At 38.7% G+C, this 24,433-nt stretch carries 19 protein-coding genes; 11 read left to right on the forward strand and 8 right to left on the reverse strand.

Features of this window, described 5'->3' with window-relative positions:
* The first annotated feature begins 17 nt into the window (after window positions 1-17).
* From ppdD to yacG, 6 genes are all read left to right on the forward strand, one after another.
* Window positions 18-461 carry a prepilin peptidase-dependent pilin gene (gene ppdD, locus HMPREF0693_RS05590; RefSeq protein WP_004244084.1) on the forward strand — a complete coding sequence of 148 codons (444 nt, stop codon included), beginning with the start codon at window positions 18-20 and terminating at the stop codon, window positions 459-461.
* A 99-nt stretch (window positions 462-560) separates the two neighbouring features.
* Window positions 561-1,664, forward strand: a complete 1,104-nt coding sequence (locus HMPREF0693_RS05595; RefSeq protein ID WP_004244085.1) for an ATPase, T2SS/T4P/T4SS family — start codon at window positions 561-563, stop codon at window positions 1,662-1,664.
* Window positions 1,661-2,860: a type II secretion system F family protein gene (locus HMPREF0693_RS05600; RefSeq protein WP_004244086.1), complete on the forward strand. Its 1,200-nt coding sequence runs from the start codon at window positions 1,661-1,663 to the stop codon at window positions 2,858-2,860. Before HMPREF0693_RS05595 ends, HMPREF0693_RS05600 begins: the two co-directional genes overlap by 4 nt.
* Window positions 2,861-3,137: 277 nt before the next feature.
* Complete coding sequence (gene coaE, locus HMPREF0693_RS05605; RefSeq protein ID WP_004244087.1) at window positions 3,138-3,752, forward strand: dephospho-CoA kinase; 615 nt, start codon at window positions 3,138-3,140, stop codon at window positions 3,750-3,752.
* A 2-nt stretch (window positions 3,753-3,754) separates the two neighbouring features.
* Window positions 3,755-4,507: a cell division protein ZapD gene (gene zapD / locus HMPREF0693_RS05610; RefSeq protein ID WP_004244089.1), complete on the forward strand. Its 753-nt coding sequence runs from the start codon at window positions 3,755-3,757 to the stop codon at window positions 4,505-4,507.
* A gap of 52 nt (window positions 4,508-4,559) precedes the next feature.
* A complete protein-coding gene (yacG, locus tag HMPREF0693_RS05615; protein ID WP_004244091.1) occupies window positions 4,560-4,775 on the forward strand; it encodes a DNA gyrase inhibitor YacG in 216 nt (71 codons plus the stop codon).
* A gap of 52 nt (window positions 4,776-4,827) precedes the next feature.
* Here yacG and mutT read toward each other — a convergent pair whose 3' ends face one another.
* Window positions 4,828-5,223 carry an 8-oxo-dGTP diphosphatase MutT gene (gene mutT, locus HMPREF0693_RS05620; protein ID WP_012368230.1) on the reverse strand — a complete coding sequence of 132 codons (396 nt, stop codon included), beginning with the start codon at window positions 5,221-5,223 and terminating at the stop codon, window positions 4,828-4,830.
* A gap of 697 nt (window positions 5,224-5,920) precedes the next feature.
* Between mutT and hpmB the strand changes: the two genes are divergently transcribed.
* From hpmB to cueR, 4 genes are all read left to right on the forward strand, one after another.
* Window positions 5,921-7,606: a hemolysin secretion/activation protein HpmB gene (gene hpmB / locus HMPREF0693_RS05625; RefSeq protein WP_004244094.1), complete on the forward strand. Its 1,686-nt coding sequence runs from the start codon at window positions 5,921-5,923 to the stop codon at window positions 7,604-7,606.
* A 33-nt stretch (window positions 7,607-7,639) separates the two neighbouring features.
* On the forward strand, window positions 7,640-12,373 hold the full coding sequence (gene hpmA / locus HMPREF0693_RS05630; protein WP_004244096.1) for a calcium-independent hemolysin HpmA: 4,734 nt from the start codon (window positions 7,640-7,642) through the stop codon (window positions 12,371-12,373).
* 267 nt (window positions 12,374-12,640) lie between these two features.
* Window positions 12,641-15,130, forward strand: coding sequence for a heavy metal translocating P-type ATPase (locus HMPREF0693_RS05635; protein WP_004244098.1), 2,490 nt, complete (start codon window positions 12,641-12,643; stop codon window positions 15,128-15,130).
* A gap of 108 nt (window positions 15,131-15,238) precedes the next feature.
* A complete protein-coding gene (cueR, locus tag HMPREF0693_RS05640) occupies window positions 15,239-15,646 on the forward strand; it encodes a Cu(I)-responsive transcriptional regulator (protein WP_004244100.1) in 408 nt (135 codons plus the stop codon).
* A gap of 146 nt (window positions 15,647-15,792) precedes the next feature.
* Here cueR and secA read toward each other — a convergent pair whose 3' ends face one another.
* Window positions 15,793-18,501, reverse strand: a complete 2,709-nt coding sequence (gene secA / locus HMPREF0693_RS05645; RefSeq protein WP_004244101.1) for a preprotein translocase subunit SecA — start codon at window positions 18,499-18,501, stop codon at window positions 15,793-15,795.
* A gap of 107 nt (window positions 18,502-18,608) precedes the next feature.
* Complete coding sequence (gene secM / locus HMPREF0693_RS05650; protein WP_004244104.1) at window positions 18,609-19,136, reverse strand: secA translation cis-regulator SecM; 528 nt, start codon at window positions 19,134-19,136, stop codon at window positions 18,609-18,611.
* A 43-nt stretch (window positions 19,137-19,179) separates the two neighbouring features.
* Here secM and HMPREF0693_RS05655 point away from each other — a divergent pair, with 43 nt between their 5' ends.
* On the forward strand, window positions 19,180-19,698 hold the full coding sequence (locus HMPREF0693_RS05655; RefSeq protein WP_004244106.1) for a DUF721 domain-containing protein: 519 nt from the start codon (window positions 19,180-19,182) through the stop codon (window positions 19,696-19,698).
* A gap of 30 nt (window positions 19,699-19,728) precedes the next feature.
* Here HMPREF0693_RS05655 and lpxC read toward each other — a convergent pair whose 3' ends face one another.
* The 5 genes from lpxC to HMPREF0693_RS05680 form a co-directional block, all read right to left on the reverse strand.
* The gene (gene lpxC / locus HMPREF0693_RS05660; protein ID WP_012368233.1) at window positions 19,729-20,646 is read right to left on the reverse strand and encodes a UDP-3-O-acyl-N-acetylglucosamine deacetylase; all 918 of its coding nucleotides are present in this window, start codon (window positions 20,644-20,646) and stop codon (window positions 19,729-19,731) included.
* Between the two features lie 98 nt (window positions 20,647-20,744).
* Window positions 20,745-21,911, reverse strand: coding sequence for a cell division protein FtsZ (ftsZ, locus tag HMPREF0693_RS05665; protein WP_004244108.1), 1,167 nt, complete (start codon window positions 21,909-21,911; stop codon window positions 20,745-20,747).
* Between the two features lie 69 nt (window positions 21,912-21,980).
* The gene (gene ftsA / locus HMPREF0693_RS05670) at window positions 21,981-23,237 is read right to left on the reverse strand and encodes a cell division protein FtsA (RefSeq protein ID WP_004244110.1); all 1,257 of its coding nucleotides are present in this window, start codon (window positions 23,235-23,237) and stop codon (window positions 21,981-21,983) included.
* Window positions 23,238-23,282: 45 nt separating this feature from the next.
* Complete coding sequence (ftsQ, locus tag HMPREF0693_RS05675; RefSeq protein ID WP_012368234.1) at window positions 23,283-24,071, reverse strand: cell division protein FtsQ; 789 nt, start codon at window positions 24,069-24,071, stop codon at window positions 23,283-23,285.
* An 11-nt stretch (window positions 24,072-24,082) separates the two neighbouring features.
* Window positions 24,083-24,430 carry a hypothetical protein gene (locus HMPREF0693_RS05680; protein WP_004244114.1) on the reverse strand — a complete coding sequence of 116 codons (348 nt, stop codon included), beginning with the start codon at window positions 24,428-24,430 and terminating at the stop codon, window positions 24,083-24,085.
* Between the last annotated feature and the right edge of the window lie 3 nt (window positions 24,431-24,433).

Consider the following 24,433-nt stretch of genomic DNA (forward strand, 5'->3'; position numbering starts at 1 on the left):
TTATCAAGGAGAGAAAAATGAATACATTAAATTATCACTCAACAGAGAATGGATTCACGCTAATGGAATTGATGATTGTGATTGCCATTATCTCAATTTTAAGCTCAGTGGCGATCCCTGCTTATCATGGTTATATCCAAAAGGCCGCCTTAACTGATGTATTACAAACCCTGTCGCCTTATCGTTCTGCAGTGGAACTTTGTCACTATGAACATCAATATAACCAATGCCATGCTGATGCCAGTTTTATGCCTCAACAATTTCGTAGTCGATACCTTACTGATATTCATGTTGCCAATGGCGTTATTAGTGCAAAAGGTAAGGCTCAACTAGAAGGGCTAACCATCGTAATGACTCCTGCAACAAACAGTAAAGAGACACTTCCCCATTGGCAAATTAACTGCACATCAACTAACACCGCGTTACAAACGCTATGCCATAAGGTTTTTAAATCTCATTAAACCAATCTAACGACAACCTCAACCAAGGTGGAAAAGCCAATAGGCTCTGTTTCTAGCCCTTACCATCCATAAATCATTTATCGTAAAAAAAGAGCTTTCATGAATAATACTATCCATACAGCAACAGAGTTTATTGAGCAATTGTTACGTCACAGCCTTGCTCAACGTGTTTCTGATCTTCATTTAGAGCCACAACAAAATAGCCTGAGAATTCGCGCGAGAATTGATAATCATCTAGTGTTGTTTTCTCCCCCTGACAATCAATTAGCTAACGAGATCCTGACACGTTTAAAAATCCTCGCGAATATTAATATTGCCGAAAAACGCCTACCACAAGATGGTCAATTTAATTGGTCTTACCAGAAAAACAATTATTCAATACGTGTTGCGACACTTCCTACTTTATATGGAGAAAAAATAGTTTTACGGCTCATGAATAATCTGCAACAGCCACAATTAGCACAGTTAGGTTTTCAAACAATTCACCTAACACTATTAAAAAAATATCTTACTCAACCTCAGGGAATGATTTTAGTCACCGGCCCCACAGGGAGTGGTAAAACTTTAACACTCTATAGTTGTTTACAATATTTAAATAAAGATAATCGGAATATTAATAGTATTGAAGATCCTATTGAATTACCTCTCCATGGCATTAATCAAACACAAATAACAGAAAAAGCTGGTATTACTTTTGCAACAATATTACGGGCACTATTACGCCAAGATCCCGATGTTATTATGATAGGTGAAATACGTGATCAACAAACAGCAGAAATAGCAATAAAAGCGGCACAAACAGGCCACCTAGTTTTATCAACACTGCATACTAACTCTACCCAAGCAACACTCGCCCGTTTGGCTAATTTAGGCATCGCAAAAGATTTAATCGACTCTTGTGTAAAATTAATTATTTCTCAACGTTTAGTTCGATGCTTATGTAGCAACTGTAAATACCCATCACCTGAACAGAAAAATTTCATTATTAATAATCAACAAATTATATTACCCAATTGGCAAGCAACAGGTTGTCAATTTTGTTATTCCGGCTACAAAGGCAGAACAGCTATTTATGATTGTTTTGAACTTGCCAAGCAATCACGCCCCTCACCTTACGCACTATTTAACTCAGGTATTGAACTGATAAAGAAGGGGATCACGTCTTTAGATGAAGTTTATCAAGTAGTCGGAGATATTGAATGAAATTACATTTTATCTATCGCTATAATGCATTAACTTATCAAGGAGAATGGCTAAGTGGCAACGTTGTCGCTCAATCTAAACATGAAGTTATTGATCAACTTATTCAACAACAAAAATTACCAGTAAAAATTCGCCTATATAGGGTAATAATCTTTCAAAATAGTGATAAACAATACCGCATTCAACTTCTTGAACAGTTAGCGTTATTACTTCATTCAGGCTTAGCACTTTTACCCGCATTAACACTGCTTAAAGAAGAATGTCGTTATTTACATTGGCAATGTGTTTTAAATGATATTATTTTTCACCTAAATCAAGGAGGCGCGCTATCTAAACAGTTAAGTCGTTATCCACTCTATTTTCCTGCTAATTTAACCCATTTTATTTATATTGGCGAAGAGAGTGGTAAGCTTGATGAAGTTCTCTTACTACAAACAACACAATTAAAAAACCAGCGGGATTTAATAAAAAAAATAATAAAAGCTTTTCAGTATCCTCTATTCTTATTATTAACATTAATCGTTATTACAATATCTATGTTGATCTATGTTTTACCTGAATATCAATCTTTATACAGTGCATTTAATACTGAGCTACCGATGCTAACATTAACCTTAATTAGATGTTCTCAATGGTTTTCTCAATATAGTTTAATTATCCTGCTGTTTATATTAATAATTTCTTATAGCTATTACACTATTAAACATCACAATGCTAAATTTCGCGACATTGAACAACGATGTTGGCTTAATCTTCCTTACTTGGGCATCTTATTAAGATATCACCAGCTACATATTATTTTTCAGATAATGACGATTACACAACAAGCTGGATTACCACTATTACAGGGGTTAAAAATTATTACAGAGCAATTAACGCATTCACTGTATCAACGAGCACTCACTGATATGATAGCGCATATTACTCAAGGAAAATCACTTAGCTCATTTATGCGACATAATCCTCTATTCCCGCCAATCTGTTATCAATTTATCTCTTCAGCAGAAAATTCTGGACAACTACAGTTTTTTTGCCAGCAACTTACCCACTGGTTTTATCATCAATTAGAAGAACGCCTTGATAGTGTAAAAACATGGCTTGAGCCTATTTTAATGACACTGATCGCATTGATTACTGGCACGCTTATTATTGCGATGTATCTTCCGGTGTTACAACTAGGTGATACCATACATTGATGCTAGCAATATCCTAAAGTCATTAACAATGCGTCTAATAATCAAAACATCAGTGATACAATGCATCATCATTACATTTTGATATATTAATAGCCGATTAAGCGAAGATTTAGCCACTTACTGTAAGCTAGGCTGTCAGGGTAGCAGAAAATCGCTTATCATAATAACTGAATAAAACCCAAATATTGCGGTTATTATCTTGTGATAAAAATCAGTTTAAGCTTTAGAATATCGCAATCAACAGTAAATTTTGATTAATTAAAAATAGACGAACGCAATGACTTATACAGTTGCTCTTACAGGTGGTATTGGTAGTGGTAAAACGACCATCGCTAATGGTTTTGCCTCACTCGGCGTCCCTCTTGTGGATGCGGATGTCATTGCACGATTAGTGGTAGAGCCAGATTCGCCGGGATTAAAAGCCTTACAGCAACACTTCGGTGACACAATTTTATTGCCTGATGGCAAGTTAAATAGAGCGCAATTACGTCATATTATTTTTCAAAATCAACAAGAAAAAGCGTGGGTAAACCAGTTACTCCATCCACTTATACAACAAGAGACGCAAAAACAAATTCAACAAATTCGCGCCCCTTATTTTATTTGGGTTGTTCCTTTATTAGTTGAAAATAAACTAACACATTTAGCCGATCGTATTCTTGTGGTTGATGTGACTGAAGAAGAACAAATTACCAGAACTATGCAACGTGATGGTGTAAGCCGAGATCATGTACTCAAAATTTTACAAGCCCAAGCTAAAAGAGAACAACGATTAGCCGTTGCTGATGATATTATTGAAAATCACGATAATAGCTTAAATCAAGATGAACAAATAAAACAACTTCATCAGCATTACTTAGAATTAGCTCAAAAAAGCAATACAGGACAATAGCCATGAGTGAAGAAACCTCAACAATTATTTTTGAACACCCGCTTAATGAGAAAATGCGTTCATGGCTTAGAATTGAAAACTCATTAATTCAATTAAATAGTTTTCAATCTATTAATTCATTATCTTCTGCATTATCTTTTTTTCGTGCCGTTTCAGAATTTATTGAAGTTTTAGATCGCGGGGAGATCCGCGCAGAGCTACTTAAAGAGTTAGAAAAAAGACAAAAAAAACTGCAACAGTGGTTATCCTTTCCTAATGTCGATAAAGAGATTGTCAGTCATATTATTAATGAGTTATCAGAAAGTGCTTGCGCATTAAGTAAAGCACCACGTATTGGACAACATTTAAAACAAGATAAAATCATCAGCTTAGTAAAACAACGCCTCAGTATTCCGGGAGGATGTTGTAGCTTTGACGTCCCTACTTTGCATTTGTGGTTAAATCTTCCTCAAACGGTGCGTACTGAAAAGTTAACTTGTTGGCAGGAAGGGTTATATCCTCTACAAAATGCATTAAATGCCCTATTAACACTTATTCGTCAATCAGATACATTTAAACCGGTATTAAGCCATAATGGTTTTTATCAAGACAGTACGGAAGAAGGTGAATTATTACGGATCAAACTACTTGCCAGCCAGCAAATTTACCCTCAAGTCTCAGGACACAAAAACCGTTATGCTATTCGCTTTTTGCCTCTTGACAGTGAGCATGGCACAATCCCTTCTGAACTACCTTTTGAGATTTCATGTTGTTAATATAGCTTAATATCAACAACAGAAATCATCTCAATTAAATTCAGGAGAGATAATGAGCGAAAAATTAATAGTGAAATGCCCAACATGCCGAACCGAGGTAATATGGGATGAAAGTAGCCCTTATCGTCCTTTTTGTTGTAAGCGTTGCCAGTTAATCGATTTAGGCGAATGGGCGGCTGAAGAGAAGCGAATTCCAAGTCAAAGCGAAAGCAATGACAGCGATGAATGGAGTGAAATGCCAGAGCAAGATCCTAAGCCGTTTAATTAAACGCCCACAGCATACTCATACAGCCACAACAATCATGAAGTGGCTGTATTGATTATTTTTGCAATAAGGCAACAATAGAGCGATTAGCTGGTGGAAAATCTTCGGCATTTAAGGACATAATAGGTATCCAGCGGGAAAGTTGCCCCTCTTTACCGTAAGGTTTATTTTCCCACTCTGTGACTAAAAAGAATGATAATGTAATATGCCTATCAATAAAATCATGCTCTACCGTTTCAAGCAACTGGCATTGTGTCACATTAATACCTATTTCTTCTTGCAACTCACGGTATAATGCCTGCTCTGGCGTCTCTTTATCTTCTAGTTTTCCACCAGGAAACTCCCAATATCCTCCCATATGAGATGTCAAAGGGCGTTGGGTAATAAATACATTATTTTGCTTATCACAAATCACACCTGCAGCAATATGTAGTTTTTTTTTATCTATCATAAACAGCCTTATTAGATCATACGTTTCACTGACAAACTTCACCATTATACCGTAGATCCAATAGTATGAGGTTGATTTTCTTTCTTCACTATTCGGCATCTGCTCCCCCCCCTGATGAACGACCCGCAAAAGTTGGACTCTTTTCGTTTAAACTCAATCATCACTATTTATTAAGATAAATAAATAGTAAAAGTATAAATGCTTTTATATTTTATTTATTAAAATGAAATAATTATTCACAGAATAAATATTTTATATAATGAAATAAATAAATCACTGCCAACAAATGAAAAGTCACTTTTAACTTAATTAAATTTTTTCAAAACCGCTCTCAGTATTCTTCTTTTTTCTCTAAAAAACCTATTTTTTGGTTAATTGATTTTTTCTAACTGGTAATTTACATAGCAAAAATTACAACAAATACAATAACAATAAAAATTAAATAAATGATTTTATTTGTAGATAACGTTTATTCTCTCTAACAAAATCATACTGATTATTTTACGTTTATTGATAGTTAATACTAAAAAAAGGGAAAGTTTTACTTAAATCCATCAATTTTAAGAATATATTCAATTAAAGAGTAACTGGTATTTATTATTTTTAATTTCAATATAATAATAAAACATTATTCATTATCTATATATATTAAAGCCCTATTATTATATTTGAATTAATACCTTTATCTCGAGGTAAAATGAAAAAAAAAGTTGTTTTATTAACACTATTAAGCTGTTTTTCTACCAGTGGATTAAGCGCAAATGAAACAGGAAATTTAGGCTCAATCAGTGAATCAAGGCGTGCATTGCAAAATAGCCAACGTGAAATTAATCAATTAATAGAACAAAATCGCTATCAGCAACTGCAAGAAAAAGCGGTAAATATTTCACCTACCCCAACTTTAATTACTGAGTCAGAACACTGTTTGCCTATAAAAGGCGTTTATATTCAAGGTATTACTTTACTTACTGAGAAGGATCTCAATTCATTATCTCCGTTACCTGATCAATGTATTAAGAGTGCTGATATTAATCGCCTCGTAAAAGAACTCACTCAGCGTTATCTTCAACATGGTTATATTACCGCGCGTATCCAATTTTTACGTCCTAACCAACATGGCGAATTAGGTCTGTATGCTATTGAAGGGTTTGTTGAACGTATTGAAGGGGGTGATCGAGGTGTTAACACCACACTACTATTTCCTCGAATCAAAGGGCAACCATTAAAACTCGCTACACTCGATCAAGGCTTAGATCAAGCAAACCGTTTGCAATCAAATAAAGTCACAGTGGATATTCTTCCCGGTACCGAATTGGGGGGCTCTGTCATTAAGTTGTCTAATCAACGAAAATCACCTTGGCATCTCAATATCGCTAGTGACAATTATGGACAGAAAAATTCAGGCCGCTGGTTAATACGAACGAATGCTAGTTTAGATAGCCCATTAGGTTTATCTGATTTTGTAAGCTTAAATGCCAATATAACCACAGATAACCCGAATACCCGTTTTAATCGTGCTTATACTTTGCTCTATTCAATTCCTTATGGTGGTTTTACTTTTAGCTCTTTTGGTAGTTATTCGGAGTACCAATTTCACCAAAAATTACAAACACGTACTGTCAGCTTATATGGCGATACCACTCAAGTAGGTATTAGAGGCGATTATGCTTTTAGCCGTAGCCAAAAACAAATTGATACCTTAAATATTCAAGTCACTCATAAACGTATACGCAACTACTTTAGCCAAATTCGTTTAGATCTCAGTAGCCCTAAATTAACCACGATTGAATTAGGGATTAATCATTTGCAGATTATTCCAAATGGCGTATTGAGCACTAATCTGAGTGTTGAAAAAGCGGTCGGCTGGTTTGGCGCAGAGGAAACACCCTATATCGCTAACGGTAATGGTAACGACTATCGCTTTACAAAAGTTAAGCTATTTGCCAATTGGTATCAACGCTTTTCTCTATGGCATTCAACATTTTTATTCAATAGTTCTTTTTTAGGCCAATACAGCCACGACACACTCCCCGGCGTTGAATGGCTAAGTTTAACAGACAAAAACGCCATTCGTGGTTTTGATCAAAGCACACTTTCTGGTGATAACGGTGGCTATTTACGCAATACCCTCTCCTATCCCTATCGACTTAACCACTTTTCTATCACACCTCGTATAGGGGTAGATATCGGTCAAGTAAAACAACATGGTAACTACAAAGGATGGCAAGGTGGTTACGGCCTAAGCTCCGGCTTAAATATTCAATATCAACAAGCACAACTCGACCTTGAAGTTGCAAAAGGCGAGTTACTGTATCACCAAACAAATTCCAATAAAACCAAAGATCCTACTCAACTACTGGTTAAATTTTCATACTTATTTTGATCTACATTCATAGCAACAAATGGAGATAACTCTATGAAATCAAAAAACTTTAAACTTTCACCCTCTGGGCGACTTGCTGCGTCTTTAGCAATAATTTTTGTCTCTCTTAATGCTTATGGCAATGGCATCGTGCCCGATGCAGGCCATCAAGGGCCGGATGTCTCTGCTGTTAATGGTGGTACGCAAGTGATTAATATAGTCACGCCAAATAACGAAGGGATTTCTCATAACCAATACCAAGACTTCAATGTTGGCAAGCCTGGGGCTGTATTTAATAACGCATTAGAAGCGGGACAATCTCAACTTGCGGGTCATTTAAACGCTAACAGCAATTTAAATGGTCAAGCTGCCTCTTTAATTTTGAATGAAGTTGTTAGCCGCAACCCATCATTCTTATTAGGTCAGCAAGAGGTCTTTGGTATCGCTGCTGAATATGTGCTTTCTAACCCAAATGGTATCACATGTGATGGTTGTGGTTTTATAAATACCAGCCGCTCTTCATTAGTTGTTGGTAATCCGCTCTTTGAAAATGGTCAGCTAAAAGGCTATAGCACCCTCAACAACACAAATTTACTATCGCTTGGTAAAAATGGCTTAAATACAACAGGGTTGTTAGACTTAATTGCTCCTCGTATTGATAGTAGAGGGAAAATCACTGCTGCTGAAATTTCAGCCTTTACTGGACAAAACACCTTCTCACAACATTTTGATATTCTCTCTTCACAAAAACCCGTTTCAGCATTAGATAGCTATTTCTTTGGTAGTATGCAATCGGGTCGTATCCGCATTATTAATACGGCTGAAGGTAGTGGAGTTAAATTAGCAGGTAAATTTACCGCAGATAACGACCTAAGTGTTAAAGCCGATAATATTCAAACAGATAGTCAAGTCCGTTATGACAGTTACGATAAAGATGGCAGTGAAAATTACCAAAACTATCGTGGCGGGATCACGGTTAATAATAGTGGCTCTAGTCAAACACTCACTAAAACCGAATTAAAAGGTAAAAACATCACATTAGTAGCGAGTAGCCATAATCAAATCAAAGCCTCTGATTTAATGGGGGATGATATCACTTTACAAGGTGCTGATTTAACTATCGATGGTAAACAGCTACAGCAAAAAGAGACCGATATTGATAATCGCTGGTTCTACTCGTGGAAATACGATGTGACTAAAGAGAAAGAACAAATACAGCAAATTGGTAGCCAAATTGATGCTAAAAATAATGCGACATTAACCGCAACTAAAGGAGATGTTACCTTAGACGCGGCTAAAATTAATGCGGGGAATAACCTTGCAATTAATGCCAATAAAGATATCCATATCAATGGATTAGTTGAGAAAGAAAGTCGTAGTGAAAATGGCAATAAACGTAATCATACTTCTCGCTTAGAAAGTGGTAGTTGGAGTAACAGCCATCAAACTGAGACGTTGAAAGCCAGTGAATTAACGGCAGGTAAAGATCTTGGTTTAGATGCTCAAGGCTCAATAACGGCGCAAGGTGCTAAACTGCATGCGAATGAAAATGTGCTGGTCAATGCCAAAGATAACATTAATTTAAACGTCCAAAAAACCAATAATGATAAAACAGTCACCGATAATCATGTTATGTGGGGAGGTATTGGTGGTGGTCAGAATAAAAATAATAATAATCAACAACAAGTTAGTCATGCAACACAATTAACCGCTGATGGTCAATTGCTCCTTGCTGCAGATAACAATGTCAACATTACCGGTAGCCAAGTAAAAGGCAACCAAGGTGCTTTTGTTAAAACCACACAAGGTGATGTCGTCATTGATAATGCGCTGAGTGAAACCATCAGTAAAATCGATGAACGCACAGGAACCGCGTTTAATATCACTAAAAGTTCACATAAAAATGAAACTAATAAACAAACATCTACAGGTAGTGAACTCATTTCCGATGCACAATTGACCGTTGTCAGTGGCAATGATGTTAATGTCATTGGTAGTTTGATCAAAAGCGCTGATAAATTAGGTATTCATTCTTTAGGTGATATCAACGTTAAATCAGCACAACAAGTCACTAAGATTGATGATGAAAAAACATCATTAGCCATTACTGGGCACGCCAAAGAAGTTGAAGACAAGCAATATAGTGCGGGCTTTCATATCACTCATACCACCAATAAAAATACTAGTACTGAAACAGAGCAAGCTAACTCAACCATTAGTGGCGCCAATGTTGATCTGCAAGCGAATAAAAATGTGACTTTTGCGGGATCTGATCTAAAGACTACCGCAGGGAATGCCTCTATTACGGGTGATAATGTTGCCTTTGTTAGCACGGAAAATAAAAAACAAACGGACAACACAGATACCACTATTTCAGGAGGTTTTAGCTACACTGGAGGTGTAGATAAAGTCGGTTCTAAAGCCGATTTTCAATATGACAAACAACATACACAAACAGAGGTAACAAAAAATAGAGGCAGCCAAACAGAGGTTGCAGGTGATTTGACTATTACCGCGAACAAAGATTTGCTTCACGAAGGAGCTTCTCACCATGTTGAGGGGCGTTATCAAGAGTCTGGTGAAAATATTCAGCATCTTGCCGTCAATGATAGTGAAACATCTAAAACTGACAGCTTAAATGTTGGTATCGATGTTGGCGTTAATCTTGATTATAGCGGTGTAACGAAGCCAGTTAAGAAAGCAATCGAAGATGGTGTTAACACAACCAAACCGGGTAACAATACCGATTTAACTAAAAAAGTTACAGCAAGAGATGCAATTGCTAATTTAGCTAACCTTAGCAATTTAGAGACCCCCAATGTCGGTGTTGAAGTGGGTATTAAAGGTGGTGGTAGTCAGAAATCACAAACCGATAGCCAAGCCGTTTCAACCTCTATCAATGCAGGAAAAATCAACATTGATAGTAATAATAAGTTACATGATCAAGGTACTCACTATCAATCAACCCAAGAAGGTATTTCTCTCACAGCAAACACCCACACAAGTGAGGTCGCGCAAGATAAACATCAAACGACATTCCATGAAACAAAAGGCGGTGGACAAGTTGGTGTCAGTACTAAAACGGGCAGTGATATTACCGTTGCTATTAAAGGTGAAGGCCAAACAACTGATAACGCCTTAATGGAAACAAAGGCTAAAGGTAGCCAATTTACCTCAAATGGCGATATTTCGATTAATGTAGGTGAAGATGCCCATTATGAAGGTGCTCAATTTGATGCACAAAAGGGCAAAACAGTTATCAATGCGGGGGGTGATCTCACTCTTGCACAGGCGACTGATACTCATAGCGAAAGTCAATCTAATGTTAATGGTAGTGCAAATCTGAAAGTGGGCACCACGCCAGAGAGTAAAGACTATGGTGGAGGTTTCAATGCAGGGACCACTCATCACAGCAAAGAGCAGACTACCGCAAAAGTGGGCGCTATCACTGGCTCTCAAGCTATTGAATTAAACGCTGGGCATAACCTGACTTTACAAGGTACTCATTTAAGTAGCGAACAAGATATTGCATTAAATGCAACTAATAAAGTCGACCTACAATCAGCGAGCTCTGAGCGTACTGAAAAAGGCAATAATTTATCTGGAGGAGTACAAGCAGGTTTTGGTAAAAAAATGACCGATGATGCTTCATCTGTGAATGGTTTAGGTAGTGCCCAATTTGCTATTGGTAAACAAGATGAGAAAAGCGTATCTCGAGAAGGAGGAACGATTAATAACTCAGGAAACTTAACGATTAATGGCAATAGCGTCCATCTTCAAGGAGCACAAGTTAATAGTAAAGATACTCAGTTAACATCACAATCCGGTGATATCGAGATCACATCTGCGCAGTCTACTGATTATAAAAACAATTGGGGAACAGATATTGGCTTTAATGGCAAAAAAACCAGTACCACCCCAAAAGAAGTTACAGAGGAGAAACCTGCTACCTCTATTCATAACATAGGGGGTAAATTACTGGTTAACGTGGAAGATCAACAAAAAACGAGCCACCAAAATGCAACCTTAGAAACAGGTACATTAACGATTAATAGTAATAAAGATCTGACACTATCTGGTGCTAATGTGACTGCTGATAGCATTACGGGTAATGTCGGTGGTTCACTCAATATTGCTAGCCAAAAAGAGAGTGATCGCCATGTCACTGTTGGCGTCAATGTTGGCTATAACCACACCAATGATCCTAAATCAAGCCAAGTGAATAAAACGGCTAAAGCCGGAGGGTCATTATTAGAGAAAACTATCAAAGATACGATTGATTCAGGAATTAAATCATCAACCGATGCTATCTCTGATAAATACAATTCCCTCTCTTCAACTATTGCAGATAAAACAGGTATCAGTGATGAAACTAAAGCCAAAATTGATCAAGGTTTTGGTAAAGTTGGTAATGGTATTAAGAATATCGTAACAGGTGCTGAAGGTCATACTGCTAATGCAGATATCAAAGTCACTCATGTAGATAATGATGCTGTCACTAAAACCACCTCCTTAACTAGCAACAACGACCTATCATTAAATGTGAATGGCTCGACAAAACTCACCGGAGCAGAAATTGCGAGTAAACAAGGCCAAGTTGATTTAGGGGGAAGTAGCGTTAAATTAGAAAATATTGAAGGTCATCATTATGAAGCCGGCGCCGATCTTGATCTGAAATCCTCTGTGGTGGATTTAGCAAAACAACTGGTAGGTGGAGATATTTCTTTTAAATCCCCCGTTAAAACGAATGAAACCGTCAATACAAAAGCATCTATTTCTGAAAAATAGTCGATACTTCATAAAAGAATAACTGCCTATTTTTTGTAAGCTAAGCCCACTTGATTGTCATTATTACAAGTGGGCTTTTTATTATCACACTTATGACATCTGCTCCCGATAAACTTACAATTCTTTAATATTTAAAATAAGCCAAAAAAAATAACCCATTGAATATAAACAAAATAAAAGCAAACAAAATAATTATATAATCCTTGACCTTCCCCTAATGGTAAAGCTTAAGCTTTGTCCCATACCATATTTAAGAGGGAAAGTTTGATGAATACACCTACAACATTATCCTCAGCAAATAGGCTGAGCTTACCTGTAGAAGGTATGACATGTGCTTCATGTGTCGGACGTGTTGAACGAGCATTAAAGGCAGTACCTGAAATAAAAGATGCTGTCGTGAATCTTGCAACAGAACGTGCTGATATTACATTTAGCAGTACCCCCAATCCTGTACTTGCTGTAAGCGCGATTGAAAGCTCTGGCTATAAAGTTCCTGAAGAGATCACTGAATTAGCTATTGAAGAAATGACCTGCGCTTCCTGTGTCGGGCGTGTTGAGAAAGCATTAGCTCAAATTCCTGGTGTATTAGAAGCCACCGTGAATCTTGCCACTGAGCGTGCTCGTGTGCGTCATTTATCCGGCGTAGTATCTATTACTGATTTAGAAGTGGCGGTTGTCCATGCCGGTTATAAACCACGGCGGCTATCAGATAATCCAGCCAATACTCGTGATTTAAGTGAAGAGCGTCGTGAAAAAGAAGCCCGCTCGTTACGCCGAGCATTACTTATTGCCACTATCTTCACATTACCAGTGTTCGTTATTGAGATGGGCTCACATTTTATCCCCGGAGTCCATCATTGGGTAACGCAAACATTAGGGCAACAGCTCAACTGGTATATTCAATTTGTTCTTGCCACCATAGTGATGTTTGGCCCTGGCTTACGCTTTTTCAAAAAAGGAATACCCGCATTATTACGCGGTGCTCCTGATATGAACTCATTAGTATCAGTCGGTACAGTAGCCGCTTATGGGTATTCTGTCGTTTCAACCTTTATACCCCAAGTCTTACCTGCAGGTACGGCAAATATCTATTTTGAGGCTGCTGTCGTGATTGTTACCTTGATCTTATTAGGGCGAAATCTTGAAGCAAAAGCCAAAGGAAATACCTCACAAGCGATTAAGCGTTTAGTGGGTCTTCAAGCCAAAACAGCACGTGTTTCACGTCATGGTGAAATACTAGAAATTCCATTAGATCAAGTTATGATGGGCGATATCGTTGTTGTTCGTCCTGGTGAAAAAATCCCTGTTGATGGTGAGGTTGTAGAAGGCCATTCTTATGTTGATGAAAGCATGATAACCGGTGAACCCGTCCCTGTAGCAAAAGAGATAGGGGCTGAGGTTGTCGGTGGCACCATCAATAAAACAGGCACTTTTAGTTTTAAAGTGACCAAAGTGGGTGCCAATACGATACTCGCACAAATTATTCGCTTAGTTGAGGAAGCTCAAGGTTCAAAATTACCAATCCAAGCGCTTGTTGATAAAGTTACCATGTGGTTTGTGCCCGCAGTAATGATAGGTGCAACGATCACATTCTTTATTTGGCTCGCATTTGGTCCTGAGCCTGCACTAACCTTTGCGCTCATCAATGCTGTTGCGGTACTCATTATTGCTTGTCCGTGTGCAATGGGATTAGCAACACCAACATCAATTATGGTTGGCACAGGACGAGCTGCTGAATTAGGAATACTTTTCCGTAAAGGTGAAGCTTTGCAAGCCTTACGTGATGTTAGTGTGGTCGCACTCGACAAAACTGGTACATTGACAAAAGGCCGCCCTGAGCTAACTGATCTGATCCCAGCAGAAAAGTTTGAATATAACGAGATATTAAGTCTTGTCGCTTCAATTGAAACTTATTCAGAACACCCTATTGCACAATCAATTGTTAATGCAGCAAACGAGGCAAAATTAACGCTTGCTAGCGTCGATAATTTTGAAGCTATTCCTGGTTTTGGTGTTAGTGCAACAGTTGATGGAAGGTCTGTCTCTGTGGGTGCCGACCGCTTTATGAAACAGCTTGGGTTAGATGTCAGTCAGTTCGCTTCATCCGCTCAAAAATTAGGTGAGCAAGGTAAAACACCACTGTATACCGCCATTGATGGCCGTCTTGCTGCGATTATTGCCGTTGCAGATCCAATAAAAGAAACAACACCTGAAGCTATTAAAGCATTACATGCATTAGGTTTGAAAGTAGCAATGATCACAGGTGATAACAAAGCAACAGCAAAAGCAATAGCAAAACAACTTGGTATTGATGAAATAGTTGCAGAAGTCCTTCCTGATGGAAAAGTTGCAGCATTAAAACAACTTAGTCAGAAAGGAGATAAAGTTGCATTTGTCGGAGATGGTATCAATGATGCCCCAGCTCTTGCACAAGCTGATGTAGGATTGGCAATTGGTACAGGAACTGACGTTGCCATTGAAGCTGCTGACGTAGTACTAATGTCAGGTGATTTACGCGGTGTTGTTGATGCGATTGCACTTAGCCAAGCAACCATTCGTAATATCAAACAAAACTTATTCTGGACATTTGCTTATAACGCATTATTAATCCCAGTCGCTGCGGGTATGCTTTATCCTATCAATGGCATGTTACTTTCGCCTATATTCGCTGCCGCAGCAATGGCGCTTTCTAGTGTATTTGTTTTAGGAAATGCACTACGACTAAAACGTTTTCAAGCGCCCATGAAAACACATTAAACATAAATTATCTTTATTGCCAGATCCGAAAAAGATCTGGCTCATGCTGATAAAGCAATTATCTCTACTTAGAAGAAAAGCGCTTTATTATCAGATAAGGAGAATAAGATGAATATTGGTCAAGCTGCAAAAAAATCCGGTATTTCAAGTAAAATGATCCGATATTATGAGCAAATTGGTTTAATACCTAAGGCAATTCGTACTGACGGAGGTTATCGTGATTACAATGATAGCGATGTAGATTGTTTTCGCTTTATCAGCCATTCACGTGCTCTTGGTTTTTCAACAGAGCAAATATCAACATTATTAGTTTTATGGAATAACAGAGAACGGACAAGTGCTGATGTAAAAGCTATTGCTCTTTCTCATATCGATGAATTAAACCGTAAAATAACGCAATTGCAACGAATGACGCAAACATTATCGCATTTAGCACAAGAGTGCCAAGGTGATAATAATCCTGATTGCCCAATTATTGCTAAGCTAGTCGAACCCCAAACAGGGACAGAACATTAAACAACAAAAAAACAACCTTTATTACCTCCACTCTCCTATTTTATGTTTTTTTATCCATGATAAAAAAAGCCCACCTTTATTCGAAGGTGGGCTTTCTATTTTTAAAATGGTGTTACATTCTTACCCATATAATAAGCAATAAGTAATTAACCTAATTTACCGTGACAATGCTTATATTTTTTACCTGAACCACAAGGGCAAGGTTCGTTACGACCCACTTTTTTGCCTGATGCCACTTGGCCATCAACGGCTGACATTTGTGATTCTTTTGTCACTTCATGGCTAAGTTGTTGCTGTTTAGCTAAACGCTCCGCCTCTTCACGACGACGACGCTCTAACTCTTCAACTTCTTCAGGTAAACGAACTTGTACTTTACTTAATGTGCTGATCACTTCATATTTCAGTGATTCCAACATATTAGCGAACATAGCAAAAGATTCACGTTTGTACTCTTGTTTTGGATCTTTTTGTGCATAACCACGTAAATGGATACCTTGACGCAGATAATCCATCGCCGCTAAGTGCTCTTTCCACAGTGAATCCAGTGTTTGTAACATGACACCTTTTTCAAAGTTACGCATCATTTCAGCACTGACAATCTCTTCTTTTGCTTTATAGACTTCGATTGATTTTTCTAAAATACGTTCGCGCAGTGTTTCTTCGTGTAGTTCAGGCTCTTTATCTAACCACTCTTTGATAGGTAAATTTAAATCAAAGTCATTTTGCAGACAGGCCGTTAAACCTTCAATATCCCACATCTCTTCTAGTGATTGAGGTGGAATATAGTTATCAATCATCGAAGTAAACACATCTTGGCGAATACTGTCGATAGTTTCACTGACATCAGCAACATCTAACAACTCATTACGTTGAGTATAAATAGCTCGACGCTGATCATTGGCTACATCATCATACTCAAGTAATTGTTTACGAATATCGAAGTTACGGTTTTCTACTTTACGTTGTGCATTAGCAATCGCTTTAGTTACCCATGGATGCTCAATAGCTTCTGTTTCGTTCATTCCCAGTTTACGCATCATGCCTGATACTTTATCAGAGGCAAAAATACGCATTAAGGAGTCTTCCATTGACAGATAGAAACGAGAAGAACCCTCATCCCCTTGACGCCCCGCACGACCACGTAACTGGTTATCGATACGACGTGATTCATGGCGTTCAGTACCAATAATATGTAAACCACCAGAAGCTAATACCGCATCATGGCGTTTTTGCCATTGTGCTTTGATCTCTTCAATTTGCTCTTCTGTTGGATTTTCCAGCTTCGCAACTTCAGTCTGCCAACTTCCCCCTAATACGATATCGGTACCACGACCAGCCATATTAGTTGCGATAGTCACCGCTGATGGTAACCCTGCATTAGCAATGATATCTGCTTCCATAGCATGGAATTTGGCATTCAGGACATTATGATGAATATTCGCTTTTGTGAGTGCTTGGGAGATCTCTTCAGATTTTTCAATCGAGATGGTCCCCACCAGTACCGGTTGTCCATTTTTAGTACGTTCACGAATATCTTCAATAATCGCGGCAAATTTACCTTTTTCATTCATATAAACTAAATCAGGTAAATCTTTACGGACCATTGGGCGGTTAGTTGGAATAACGATAGTTTCTAAACGGTAGATAGAGTTAAATTCAAAAGCTTCGGTATCTGCAGTACCAGTCATCCCCGCTAATTTCTCATATAAACGGAAATAGTTCTGGAATGTAATGGACGCTAATGTTTGGTTCTCATTTTGGATCTTCACACCTTCTTTTGCTTCTACCGCTTGGTGTAAACCATCCGACCAACGACGGCCTTGCATGGTACGACCGGTATGTTCGTCAACAATGATAACTTCGCCATCTTTAACAATGTAATCAACATCTTTTGTAAATAATGCATGGGCACGTAAGGCTGCCGTTACATGGTGCATAAGCATGATGTTAGCAGGTGAGTAAAGTGACTCGCCCTCTTTCATCATACCTGCTTCGGCTAATAACCCTTCAATTTTAACTAAGCCACGCTCAGTAATATTCACTTGACGCGTTTTTTCGTCGACAGAGTAATCCCCTTCCCCTTGGAAGGTATCTGAATCTTCTTTTTCTTGAGGCACTAAATGAGGAATAACTTTATTCATTTTAATATAAAGTTCAGAGCTATCCTCAGCAGGCCCTGAAATAATCAGTGGAGTACGAGCTTCATCAATTAAAATCGAGTCAACCTCATCCACTAATGCATAGTGTAATTTACGTTGGACACGCTCTTCAGGGCTAAACGCCATATTGTCACGCAAATAGTCGAAACCAAATTCGTTATTTGTACCGTAAGTGATATCTGCGTTATAAGCTTCACGTTTTGCTGGTGGTGCCATATTAGGGAGGTTGATACCAACACTTAACCCTAAGAATTCAAATAGTGGGCGGTTATTTTCCGCATCCCGTTGCGCCAAATAGTCATTGACGGTAACAACGTGCACCCCTTTACCTGATAGCGCATTTAAATAAGCAGGCAGTGTTGCAGTTAAGGTTTTACCTTCCCCTGTACGCATCTCTGCGATACAGCGATCATTTAATACCATACCGCCAATAAGCTGTACGTCAAAGTGACGCATACCAAAAACACGTTTACTCGCTTCACGTACAGTGGCAAAAGCTTCAGGTAAAATATCCTCTTCTTTTTCACCTTTTTTTAAACGCTCACGAAATTCATCTGTTTTGGCTTTCAATTCATCGTCGGTTAATTTTTCAAATTCTGGCTCTAGTTGATTGATTTGAGCAACCACTTTACGCATACGACGAATAGCGCGTTCATTACGACTACCAAAAATTTTGGTTACAATTTTACCTAACATAACTCTTTATTCTCATTTATGGCGTAAATACGCCGAATACAGCCTCTATGTTTATCGACGATAAATCATAGAGATAAGCATAATCTAACAAAGATTAACAAACTCAATTAAGCTGTTAGGTAAGGTCCAGCACGGATACCACGGATCTGAGCAAGCCATAATCCGGTATGATAGGAAATACGATTTTCCGTTAACACGCCACGGGAAATCGGTAAATTAACTAGGGTAGAAGATGGCGCTTGAGTCAGTAACGCATAAAGCGTATCAAGCATGACCTCAGCAACATTCGCAACAGGTGATGGCTCATCTTTTGCTTTTACCATCAATTCAGGTGAATGAATGGTAAAAGCAAAAGAGAGCTGCTTAATCACATTTTTAACGGCATGCTGTTGCCAGTAATTAAAGGTGAAGGATGAAGCAGGATTCTGTACACTCTGGCGTAAGAATAAATTATCAAAAGCGATTAATGCTTGGCTTTGACGATTTTGTGAGGAAGGTGTATCCGTTTGTGATGGATTTTCAGCATGGGCAGACACCAGCGAAGGCATACCAATACCTGCTGCTACCATCCCTAATAGCAGATGCGACCAAAAATATCGTCTGCCAAATTGTCGCCAAAAATTTATAATGCTCATTAACCTTCGTTATTTAATTTTATAATTTGTGGAGTCAAAATCTATGCGGGATAGCTACCCACAATCATTGGAAAACATCCTAAAAGAGCTTGAAGGTTCCAATAAAAGCACATTACAGCTTATACAACAGCGTGCAACAATTTTACTCAAATTAAATCGTACCGTCATGGCACTTTTACCAGCACCGTTACAAGGTAAATGCCGTGTCGCCAATTATCGCAATGCTATTTTAATTATTGAAGTCACAAACGCAAGTTGGATGACCCGATTACGTTATGAAATTCCATCATTACTTTCTGCATTAAGAAAGGAAATTTTACCATCGTTATCCTCAATAGACATCAAAATAAATCCTTCTTTAAGCATAAAAGCGGGAAAAAAGAGTGTCACTTCATCATTAAAAGATCCAACACCCGTAAAAAAACGCCATTTAAGTGTAGAGAGTGCACAATCATTGAAATATTTGGCAGAGAAAAGCCCGAAGAAATTAAGAGAAAGATTAGAACGGTTGGCTGCACTTGCCGGAGAGAGTACAAGTACAGCCAAAGATGACGCTAATTAGAGATAATTAACGTGCTTTCCAATTGAGCGATTAAGCAAAAACTGTCGATGGCGCTTTAAATGCCACTGGCATTTTCGCTTCGTCTTCAAAGGTGACGAATTCCCAAGCAGACTCTTTTGCTAAAACAGCTTGAAGCAATTTATTATTTAGTGCATGACCTGATTTAAACGCGGTAAATTCACCGATAATGTTATAGCCACACATAAATAAATCACCGATTGCATCTAACATTTTATGACGAACAAATTCGTCTTCAAAACGTAAACCATCATCGTTGAGGACACGATAGTCATCAACCACGATAGCGCAATCAAAGCTACCGCCTAAACACAATCCTTTCGATTGTAAATATTCAATATCACGCATAAATCCAAATGTACGAGCACGACTTATTTGACTCATAAAGGATTCTGCAGAGAAATCTAATTTATAACGTTGAGTACTTGCATCGATAGCAGGATGGTTAAAATCGATAGTAAAATCTAATTTAAAACCATTATAAGGACGCATTTCCGCCCATTTATCGCCATCTTCAACACGTACTGTTTCCTTGATACGGATGAATTTTTTCGCAGTGCGAAGCTCTTCAATACCTGCATCAAGCAATAAGAAAACAAAAGGTGCTGCACTGCCATCCATAATAGGAATTTCAGGTGCATCCACTTCAATTACGATATTATCAATGCCTAAACCAGCCAGTGCTGCATTTAAATGCTCAACGGTTGATATACGCACATCATCTTCATTCACTAAGCAAGTACATAACATAGTGTCACGAACTGATTTTGCGTCTGCTGGAAAATCCACCGGTGGATTTAAGTCAGTACGACGGTAGATGACCCCAGTATTAGCTGGCGCCGGACGCATTGTAAGCGTAACTTTTTTACCCGTGTGGAGCCCCACACCAGTTGCTTGTACAATTCGTTTTAATGTCCGTTGTTTGATCATCATTTTATCTCGCAATATTATCCGTCCTACCAATTATTATACTTATAATTGGCAGGACAGTTTAGCACAAAAAGCGGAGATGCCAATCTTTTTGACGATTAATCAGCCTGTTTTCTTAAGAAAGCAGGGATATCTAAATAATCTGGCTCTTTGTTAGCTTGAGTAGATTGTTCATTAACCGCTTTAGCTGCAGGCTTGCTCTCTTCTACTGTAGAGAAAGAGGACATGCTATTTTGCATTTGCTGATAACGATTTTCCATAGCGTTTTGTTGATTTTGCTTATTAGTTACCAGCGTAATTTCTGGACGTTTATCCATGCCGATACCTGTAGCAACCACAGTAACACGCAGTTCATCGTTCATTTCAGGGTCAAGAGAAGTACCAATCACCACTGTGGCGTTATCTGATGCAAATGCACGAATGGTGTTACCGACGGTTTCAAACTCATCAAGACGTAAATCAAAGCCTGCTGTAATATTAACTAACACACCACGTGCGCCAGACAGGTCGATATCTTCCAGTAATGGACTTGAAATCGCCATTTCAGCGGCTTCTTCAGCACGATCTTCGCCTTTAGCTGCACCAGATCCCATCATGGCATAACCCATCTCTGACATCACCGTTCTCACGTCAGCAAAGTCGACGTTCATCAAACCTGGGCGAGTGATCAGTTCTGCGATACCTTGAACAGCACCTTTTAATACATCATTTGCCGCACCAAATGCGTCAAGTAACGAAATACCACGGCCGAGTACTTTTAGCAACTTGTCATTTGGAATAGTGATTAATGAGTCAACATGCTTAGATAACTCAGTAATTCCCTGCTCAGCAAATGCCATACGCTTTTTGCCTTCAAAATTAAAAGGCTTAGTCACAACAGCAACCGTTAAAATACCTAACTCTTTCGCAACTTCAGCAACGACTGGCGCAGCACCTGTACCTGTACCACCGCCCATACCCGCAGCGATAAATACCATATCCGCACCTTCTAGTGCAGCGCGTAACGCTTCACGATCTTCTTCGGCAGCATTACGGCCTACCTCAGGGTTTGCACCTGCACCTAAGCCTTTCGTAATGGCATTACCGATTTGGATAGTTTGTCCAACTGCTGTTTTACGTAATGCTTGAGCATCAGTATTGACCGCGAAGAAATCAACGCCTTCAATACGTTCACGAACCATGTGCTCAACCGCATTACCGCCGCCGCCACCAACGCCGATGACTTTGATCACCGCATCGTTGGTTAATTCCATAGGTTCAAACATAATTTCTCTCCGTTTTGTGCCTTTTAGGGTCGCTTGCTCAAACGACCTCTTTTTAAATTTGTCTGATGATTAAAACTCTCTTTTTAACCAGCCAGTGAGTTTTTTTAGCCAACCACTAACTGCAGAGCGTTTTTCGGTTTCAGTTTCCTCACCAAAGTGAGATTCTTTACCGTAATGCAAAAGCCCGACTGCCGTAGAATAGAAGGGATCCTGCGCATAATCTGTTAGCCCGGTAATATTTAACGGTTTACCGATCCGTACTTGCGTGTGGAAAACACGTTGAGCACATTCAACAAGTCCATCTATCTGTGCAGCACCACCTGTTAAAACAATACCTGCCGCTAAATGGTGCTTTATTCCTTGCTGACGTAATTGTTCCTGAACACTCAAAATCTCTTCATTAACAAGATTTAGAAGCTCGGTATAACGCGGTTCAATCACCTCAGCAAGTGTTTGCCGTTGTAGACTTCTTGGTGGTCTACCTCCGACACTTGGAACTTCGACATTTTCATCTTTGCCAACTAAAGAGCCTAATGCACAGCCATGACGCACTTTTATTGCTTCGGCATCATTTGGTGGTGTACCAAAAGCGTAAGCAATATCGCTAGTCACAACGTTGCCTGCATAAGGAATGACACGAGTATGTCTTAATGCACCACCGGTATATATGGCGATATCCATGGTTCCGCCACCCATATCAACGACACAAACACCTAATTCGCGCTCATCTTCTGTTAGCACAGCAAAACTTGAAGCCAGTCCTGCAAAAATCAGTTGATCCACTTTTAAACCACAGCGCTCAACTGCTTTTACTATATTCTTCGCCATATCGTTATGGCAGGTAATCAGATGCACTTTAGCCTGCATACGTACACCAGATAACCCAACAGGGTTTTTGATCCCTTCTTGGTAATCAATGGCGTACTCTTGCGGTATTACGTGTAAAACACGGTGTTCATCTTTTACTTTGACGGATTTCGCAGTATGCACCACGCTATCAACATCATCTTGTGTTACTTCTTCTTCTGAAATTGGCACCATACCAATTTCATTTTGACAGCTAATATGTTTGCCTGATAACGCCAAATATACTGACGATATTTGGCAATCTGCCATCAATTCAGCCTGATCTACAGCCCGTTGTACACATTTTACGACGGATTCGAGATCGTTCACGCCACCTTTGTCCATACCCCGAGATGGGCAACTTCCCACCCCGATAATATTCACTACGCCATCAGGCAGGATCTCACCGACAAGGGTGGCTACTTTGGCCGTACCAATCTCAAGACCAACTACTAATTTTCTGTCCGTCGCTTTGATCATTATTGTTCTGCCTTCGCCTTCATCGTGTCATCTGCCACGTCTTGTTTATTCATTCACATCAAGTAATAAAGGAGCCCATCCAACTGCACCACCACTGTCATAACGTAAATCGACATAATCAACCCGTTTGTCAGTCTGTTGTTGCAAGATAGGATACAGCTCAATAAAGCGAGCAATCCGTTTTTCGGTATCCTTACGCCCTAACTCCAATCGGACATCATTGTCTAAGACTAATTGCCATCCTTGACGAGCTGACATTGATGCTGCTTTTAATTTCAGATTACTGGCAAGAAGCTGATCTCTCATTGCTAAATAACCTGCTAATACCATTTTCTCACTTCCTTGCGGCCCATATAATAGTGGGTAATTTCCTTGTGTTTCCAATCGCGTTGGCAGACTGAAAATTCGGCCTTCTCTATCAAGAAAATGTGTGTCATTCCAACGGGTAAATGGCACATACTCCACCAGATGGATTTTTAATTCGTCTGGCCATTGTTTACGTACGGTCACTTGCCTGATCCATGGCATACGTTCAATTTGTTGCTGAATGATATTGACATCCTGTGTCATAAAAGTGCCTGGTTGGCCTAAAGATAAAATGGCCTGACGCACATCATCATTCGTTGTGTAATGCCGCTCACCAGTAAGTACAAGCTTTGATATCGGTAGACGATTAGCATCTTTCATCCAATTCACAACTTGTATTCCGCCCCAAATAATGGTGGCAATCACACATAAGAAGAAGATTAATCCTGATAAATAGCTACCATTACTCGGTCTATCAGAATGACGTTTCTCTTTTATCTCTTTATTATTTAGCGCTGCTTGTGACATAGTAAATTCATTCACCCCTGCGCAACATTCAAATAAGAGAATCGGCTATTCTTTTGTACGATATTCCTACGATTAATACTTCCACTAGATATATATACTCTATAAATACCTTTAGCTTTGATAATTAAATCACTAAATTGTTCAATCTGTTGAGAATTATTTACCTTAAAAGTCAAAATAGCGAGTTTTTCTTTAAATTTCGCTACTTTTAACTGATAAATTTTTCCCACATCTCTTTGAGCAAGCAAATTACCGATCGTATTTTTCGCAAATAAGATCTCTTTTTGACTAAAATCTCCCACCATTACAGTCATTTTCTTAACCATTTCACCATAAATGATGTTCACTTGCTCAAACATCCG

The organism is Proteus mirabilis ATCC 29906 (assembly GCF_000160755.1).
In the GTDB taxonomy this organism is placed as follows: Bacteria; Pseudomonadota; Gammaproteobacteria; order Enterobacterales; family Enterobacteriaceae; genus Proteus; species Proteus mirabilis.